This is a genomic window from Ideonella azotifigens (genome assembly GCF_006519715.1).
In the GTDB taxonomy this organism is placed as follows: Bacteria; Pseudomonadota; Gammaproteobacteria; order Burkholderiales; family Burkholderiaceae_C; genus Ideonella; species Ideonella azotifigens.
In genome coordinates, this window is record NZ_VIDT01000281.1 from 1 (window position 1) to 6719 (window position 6719).

General features: G+C 66.2%; 9 protein-coding genes. All 9 read right to left on the minus strand.

Annotated elements, in window-relative coordinates; all coding sequences use genetic code 11:
• Window positions 1–1554: response regulator (locus FKP22_RS16805; protein WP_141288605.1), on the minus strand; the 1554-nt coding region annotated here is incomplete at its 3' end.
• 36 nt (window positions 1555–1590) lie between these two features.
• The gene (gene fliR / locus FKP22_RS16810; protein ID WP_141288606.1) at window positions 1591–2355 is read right to left on the minus strand and encodes a flagellar biosynthetic protein FliR; all 765 of its coding nucleotides are present in this window, start codon (window positions 2353–2355) and stop codon (window positions 1591–1593) included.
• Between the two features lie 107 nt (window positions 2356–2462).
• Window positions 2463–2735 (minus strand): flagellar biosynthesis protein FliQ, encoded by a 273-nt coding sequence (fliQ, locus tag FKP22_RS16815; protein ID WP_141288607.1) that lies wholly within the window; start codon window positions 2733–2735, stop codon window positions 2463–2465.
• A gap of 14 nt (window positions 2736–2749) precedes the next feature.
• Window positions 2750–3523 (minus strand): flagellar type III secretion system pore protein FliP, encoded by a 774-nt coding sequence (fliP, locus tag FKP22_RS16820; RefSeq protein WP_141288608.1) that lies wholly within the window; start codon window positions 3521–3523, stop codon window positions 2750–2752.
• The gene (locus FKP22_RS16825) at window positions 3520–3879 is read right to left on the minus strand and encodes a FliO/MopB family protein (RefSeq protein ID WP_141288609.1); all 360 of its coding nucleotides are present in this window, start codon (window positions 3877–3879) and stop codon (window positions 3520–3522) included. The genes fliP and FKP22_RS16825 overlap by 4 nt, the downstream gene beginning before the upstream one ends.
• Before the next feature lie 39 nt (window positions 3880–3918).
• Entirely contained in the window at window positions 3919–4362 is a 444-nt protein-coding gene (gene fliN, locus FKP22_RS16830) for a flagellar motor switch protein FliN (RefSeq protein WP_141288610.1), read from the minus strand.
• The gene (fliM, locus tag FKP22_RS16835) at window positions 4352–5356 is read right to left on the minus strand and encodes a flagellar motor switch protein FliM (protein ID WP_141288611.1); all 1005 of its coding nucleotides are present in this window, start codon (window positions 5354–5356) and stop codon (window positions 4352–4354) included. Before fliM ends, fliN begins: the two co-directional genes overlap by 11 nt.
• Before the next feature lie 31 nt (window positions 5357–5387).
• A complete protein-coding gene (locus FKP22_RS16840; RefSeq protein ID WP_141288612.1) occupies window positions 5388–6017 on the minus strand; it encodes a flagellar basal body-associated FliL family protein in 630 nt (209 codons plus the stop codon).
• A 271-nt stretch (window positions 6018–6288) separates the two neighbouring features.
• Window positions 6289–6719, minus strand: a 431-nt coding sequence (locus FKP22_RS16845; RefSeq protein WP_141288613.1) for a flagellar hook-length control protein FliK, incomplete at its 5' end; no start/stop codon positions are given.

The window sequence follows — 6719 nt, forward strand, 5'->3', positions numbered from 1 at the left end:
CAGTTCTTCCAGCGCCGCGAGGTGGCGCGGCGCATCTTCCAGCTTGTCGGCATAGCGCTTGAGCACACCGCGCGCGGTGTCGACGAACTTCTGGTTCAAGGTGCTGCGGGCATGGCCCAGCAGCGCGTCCAGCGCAGCGTCGGGCCGGCCGGACACGCAATGCATCATCGAGCGCTCGACCGACTCGGCGACCTGCGCATGGCACTGCTTGATCAGCTCGCCATACGGCGCATGGGCACTGGCCGCGCCGGCCATCAGCTCGCTGACGCCCTTGGTGCCGGTGAAGCGCTGGCCAATGGCCTGGACCCAGGTTTCGGCATCGGGCAGGTTCAGCTCGGCGGCGGTCAGCTGGGCAATCGCGGTCAGCAGGTTGCAGGCGGCTTCCATGTCGAAATCCTTGGCGCGCACCTCGCTCGCCAGCCGCTTCAGCGTCTCAACCACCTGGCCGACCTGGTGCCTCAGCATCAGGTCAAACGCGCCGACGATGCCGCTCATGCGCTGCAGCCGCTTGCTTTGAGGCGCCTTTTCCAGCGCCCTGGCCAGATCCACCGAGCAGCGGCCCAGGCCTTTGCTGTCGCGCTGGCGAAAGCGCACGATGGCCAGCAGCACCACGCTCTGGAAGTCGAACAGCTTGGAGCCCTGGCCGAGGATCTGGGCCTTGTCCAGCGCCTTGGCGGCTGCCACCTGGTCACCGGCATAAAACGCCAGCATGCCCAGCTTCTGCTGGCGGCGCAGCGAGCCGGGGGTCAGGTCGCAGGCCTTCTGGTAGGTCACCATCGCTTCCTGCAGGTGGCCCTGCGCCACCTGGGTACGGCCCATCACGTCGTAGGCGTCGGCAAAGGATGGCTCATCTGCGATCAGGCTTTCGAGCGAGCGCAGCGCGGGCGTGGTCTGCTGCGCACCGAGCTGGGCGCGGGCGATGCCAAGCCGGGCCCAGGGCAGCGCCTGGTGGGCGACGACAGCGTCCAGCAGCTCGCGCGCCGCGGTGTGCATCTCCAGCCTTAGCAGCAACTCGGCGCCGAGCCTGGCGGCGTAAAGCCAGTAGGTGTCGCGATGGCGGAAGCGTTCGGTGCACAGGCGCGCGGCGGTCTCGAACTGGCCATCCTCGATCGCAACGTAGATGTCCTTCAAGACCTTCTTGCGCTGGCGCGCCTGCATCATGCGGTCGTGCAGGGCCTGGGTCGTGAAGGGCTTGAGCAGGTAGCTGTCCAGCGCCGATTCGGCCGCCTCGGCCACCTTGGCGTAGCTGCGCTCGCCGGTGACCATGATGAACACCGTGGCCCATGGCAGCAGGTTGGCCGCGCGCAACTCGTCCAGCAGCTCCTGGCCCGTCTGGGTGCGAACGCCCGCGCTGGGGGCGTTGCCGTGGAAGTCCATCTCACACAGCACCACGTCGAACTCGCGGGTCTCCAGCTGGCGCCGTGCATCGACGACGCGGCCGCTCTGCATCACCATCACCATGCCAGCGTCTCTCAGCTGGGCCGAGAGCACGCTGCGCGAGGTCGGGTTGGGGTCAATGATCAGCGCGGTGCAGTCAGCGAGCAAGGCAGCCATGGCGAAATCCTGTGCCTTGTGTGGGGTGCGTGGCGCTCAGTGGCCAAAAACCGCGAGCATTCGCTCAAGCGCGGCGACAAAAGGTGTCTGCATCATCGGCAGCATCGCCATCATCGACACAAGTCCCACGCCCATGGTGATGGGAAACCCGAGTGCGAATATGTTGGACTGCGGCGCCACGCGCGAAATCACGCCCAGCACCAGGTTCACGAACATCAGCACCGCGATCATCGGCATGGCCACCCACAGGCCCATGCTGAAGACCTGCGCGCCCCATTGCTGCGGCGCCACCTTGTGCAGGAAGGCAAACGGCTGGTCGCTGACCGGGAAGGCCTGCAGGCTCTCGACCACCGTCTCGATCACCGTCAGGTGGCCGTTGATGACGATGAACATGAAGGCCACCAGCGTGGCAAAGAAGCGGCTCGCGGCAGTGGACTGGCTGGCCATCACCGGGTCGAAGAAGCCGGCGAAGTTCATGCCCATCTGCAGCCCCGCCAATTCACCGGCGAACTCGACTGCGGCGAACACGATGCGCACCGCAAAACCCAGCGTCACGCCGATCACCAGCTGCTGGATCACCAGCATCACCGCCAGGGCCGAATCCAGCGCCACCACGGGCACGGGAGGGCCCACGCCCGAAGCACACACCGCCACCATGAAGGCCAGCGCCACGCGCACCCGCGCCGGCACCGTGCGCTGCCCGAACACCGGCAGGACCTGGAACAGTGCCAGCACCCGCAGGAACGGCCACAGCACCGGCGTGAGCCAGGCCATGACCTGGGCTTCGTTGAAGGAGATCATCCGACGGTGACGACCATGAACAAGGCTTGCCCAGCCGGCGCCGGGCCGCCCCAAGGCGGCTGGGCGCCCCCTCGGGGGGCTGGCGCGAAGCGACTGGGGGCGGACATCTAGCCACCCGCTGCGGAAGGAATCGACAACAACATCGCGCGGATGTAATCGACCAGCTGGGTCATCATCCAGGGGCCGGCCACCGCCATCACCGCGACCGCGGCGACCAGCTTGGGCACGAAGCTCAGCGTGGCTTCGTTGATCTGCGTGGCCGCCTGGAAGATGCTGACCAGCACGCCGACCACCAGCACCACCAGCAGCATCGGTGCCGATACGGTGAGCAGCATGTAGAGGCCTTGCTGGCCGATCGTGAAGACCTGGGACGGTTCCATGGTGCGGACTTTCCTTATTGGGCGAAGCTGGCGGCGAGCGAGCCCAGCAACAGGTTCCAGCCATCGGCCAGCACGAACAGCATCAGCTTGAAGGGCAGCGAGACCAGCACCGGCGACAACATCATCATCCCCAGCGACATCAGCACGCTGGCCACGATCATGTCGATGATCAGGAACGGGATGAAGATGAGAAAGCCGATCTGGAAGGCGGTTTTCAGCTCACTGGTCACGAAGGCGGGCAGCAGGACTTTCAGCGGCACGTCCTCGCCCTTGATGCCGGCGTCCAGCTTGGCCAGCTTGGCGAACAGCTCCACGTCCGACTGGCGGGTCTGCTTGAGCATGAACTCGCGCATCGGCGATTCGCCGCGCTTCAAGGCTTCGGTGAAGTCGATCTGGTTGGCCTGGTACGGTGCCCAGGCCTGCTCGTAGACCTTGTCGATGGTGGGCGACATCACGAAGAAGGTCAGGAACAGCGACAGGCCGACCACCACCTGGTTGGGCGGCGCCGACTGCGTGCCCATGGCCTGGCGCACCAGCGACAGCACGATGACGATGCGGGTGAAGCCCGTCATCAGCAGCAGCACCGCGGGCAGGAAGGACAGCGCGGTGAAGAACAGCAGCGTCTGGATGGGCACCGAGTAGCTGGTGCCACCGGCGCTCTGGCCGACCAGCAGCGGCAGGCCGGGTGCGGTCGGTGCGGCCTGGGCCATTGCGGCCCCCGGCAGCGACAGGGCGAGCGCCGCCAGCGCTGCGGTCATCGCGCAGCGTTGCAGGGTGCGGCGGGTCATGGCTGGTTCCCGTCCGGGCTGCCGGTATTGCGGCGCCAGCGGCTGATGAGCTGGCTCACCGAGTGGGCTTGCGGGTTCAGGATCTCGGCCGGCACTTCGTCCGGCGCGTCCAGCGTGGTCAGCGTGGTGATGCGGTCCGGGCTCACGCCCACGACCAGCCAGCGGGCATTCGCGCCCTGCATCAGCTCGACCACCACCACGCGCTGAGACGGCGACAGCGACAGGCTGCCAACGTTGCGCAACAGCCCGGGCGTGCCGGCGCCGCCGATGCCGGAACGGCGCATCAGCCACAAAGCCAGCGGGATCATGGCCACGACCGCACCAAAGGCGATCAGCGGCATCAGCGAAGAAGTCATTCCGGCGTTCCTTGGGGACAGCGACTGGGTGGGTGAAATTCAGAGGCGGCTCAGGCGGCGCATGCGCTCGCTGGGCGTGACGATGTCGGTCAGGCGAATGCCGAACTTGTCGTTGACGACCACCACCTCGCCCTGGGCGATCAGGAAGCCGTTGACCAGCACGTCCATCGGTTCGCCGGCCAGCGCTTCGAGCTCGACCACCGAGCCCTGCGCCAGCTGCAGGATGTTCTTGATCGGGATGCGGGTGCGGCCAAGTTCAACCGTGAGCTGGACGGGGATGTCCAGGATCATGTTGATGTCGTTGCCGGCGCCGGAGGTGGCGGCGGTCGGCGAGAAGTTGGCGAACGAGGCGGGTGCGACCTGTTCGGCCGCGACCTGCTCGGCCACCTCGCCACCGGAGGATCCCTTGGACTCGGCCAGGGCCGCAGCCCAGGCGTCGGCCATGTCGTCCTGGGCGTCGTCGGGTGCTTGATCAGCTGACATTCGTATCTCCCAACCAGCCGAAGTTCGGGCTGGTCAACATGCGATCGATCTTGATGGCGTAGTGGCCATCGGAGGTGCCGTAGTGGCAGTCGAACACCGGGACGCCGTCGATCTTGGCCTGGATCAGCGGCTCAAGATCGAGCTCGATGAAGTCGCCAGGCTTGAGCGACAGCAGTTGTTCGACGGTGGCCGGCGCGGTACCCAGCTCGGCCACCAGGTCCACGTTGGCCGACTGGATCTGTTCCTTCAGCAGGTTGACCCAGCGGTGGTCCGGCTCCACCGAGTCGCCCTGCATCGACGAATACAGCACGTCGCGAATGGGCTCCAGCGTGGAGTACGGAATGCAGAAGTGCACCGAGCCGGAGGTCTCGCCAAGCTCCAGCGAAAACGAGGTGCAGACGACGATCTCGCTGGGCGTGGCCACGTTGGCGAACTGCGGCTGCATTTCCGAGCGCTGGTAGTCCAGCTCCAGCGGATAGATGCCGCGCCAGGCACGCTTGTATTCCTCGGTGATGCAGCCGACCAGGCGTTCGATCACGCGCTGCTCGGTGGCCGAAAAGTCGCGGCCTTCGATGCGGGTGTGGAACTTGCCCACGCCGCCAAACAGCGCGTCGATCACCGCGAACACGATGCTGGGGTCGCAGACGATCAGGCCCGAGCCGCGCAGCGGGCGCACCTGCACGATGTTGAAGTTGGTGGGCACCACGATCTCGCGCAGGAAGGCGCTGTACTTCTGCACCTTGATGCCGCCGATCGAGACTTCCGGGCTCTTGCGGATCATGTTGAACAGCCCCACGCGGATGTTGCGCGCAAAGCGTTCGTTGATGATCTCCATGGTCGGCATGCGACCACGGACGATGCGTTCCTGGCTGGCCAGGTCGTAGTTGCGAATGCCGCCAGTGGGCGCTTCTTCCTGCTCGAGCTTCTGGCTCTCGCCGGTGATGCCCTGCAGCAGCGCGTCGACTTCGTCCTGCGAGAGGATTTGCTGGTTCACGGATGAGATCCTGCGACCGGGCGTGTCGGGCTTATTGAATGATGAACGAGGAAAACTGGACCGACTTCACCGGCGAGTCGTCGAGGCTGTCGAAGCGCTTGCGCTTTTTCTTCTTGCCCGGCGTGGGCGGGGCTTCTTCTTCCACCGCGTCCTCGTCTTCCAGCTCGATGCCCATGGGCTGCACCGCGACGCGGCGCAGCTGGCGGGCCAGCACTTCCTTGCCGTCGGGCGTCATCAGCTCGGCCGAGGTCTTGTGGCCCAGCAGCAGCAGCACGTTGTTGCGGATCGCCGGCAGGTAGGCCTTGATCTCGTCGGCCACGTGCGCGTCCTGGACTTCCAGCGTCAGGCCGATCTGGGCGAAACGGTCGGTCTCGCGGTCGGCCAGGTTGACGACAAACGGGTCCAGCGGCACGAAGACCGGCAGCGCGTGCTTGTCGTCCTTCTTCTTGTCCTTCTTGGCACTCTTCTTTTCTTGGTGCCCGCTGCTCTCTTCGCCATCTTCGGCGGCAGCGGCCGCTTCGGCGTCGTGGTTCTTCTTCATCACCAGCGCGACACCGCCCCCAACCGCGGCCAGCAACACCACCACGGCAAGGATCAGGATCAGTTTTTTCTTGCCCTTCTTGGGGGCGTCGCCGGCGGGGGCAGCTGCGGCAGCAGACATGGACGGGGCTCCTTGATTCCTCTGGAGGACCCAGACACCGCAAGCATGGGGCGTCGGGACCGAATAGGAGGAATTATTGAGAGCCAAGCCCCGTGCAGAAGCCACGAAAAGCGGCGGTTTTACCGGTGGTCCTCAGGCTGGACAGCACCAAGCCCGACGGCGAAAGCGCCGTGCCGAAGCGCAGCGCAGCCGGCGCCGGGCCGCCCCAGGCGGCTGCGCCAACCCGCTCGGCGGGTGGTCTCAGGTAACCCTGAGACCGGGTGCCCCATGACTAGGCGTACATGTCCAGCAGGCCACGGCGGTTCACGGCGGTGCGCGCGGGGCTCATCGTGGCGTTGTCCAGCGCTTCGTCGCCGCTGTTGCCACGCCCGCCCATGCCAAACGCGCGGCCACCGCCGGCTTGCTGGGCACCGGAGTCGCCCTGGCGCTGGCCCTGGCTGGTCTGGTCGGACACGCTGCCGCCCGCGAGGCTCAGGCCCACGTCGCCGAGTTGTTCGGCCAGCTGGGGCAGTGCTTCGCTGAGCGCGGAGCGGGTCGAGGCCACGTCGGCATTCAACTCAATGCGGGTGCTGCCTTCGTGCACGGCAATGCGGACCTCGATCGGCCCCAGGTCGGCCGGGTTCAGTTCCAGCTTGGCATGCGACACGCCTTCGTCCATCCAGGTGCTGAGCTGCACGCCCAGGGCCTGCGGGAACAGCGGGC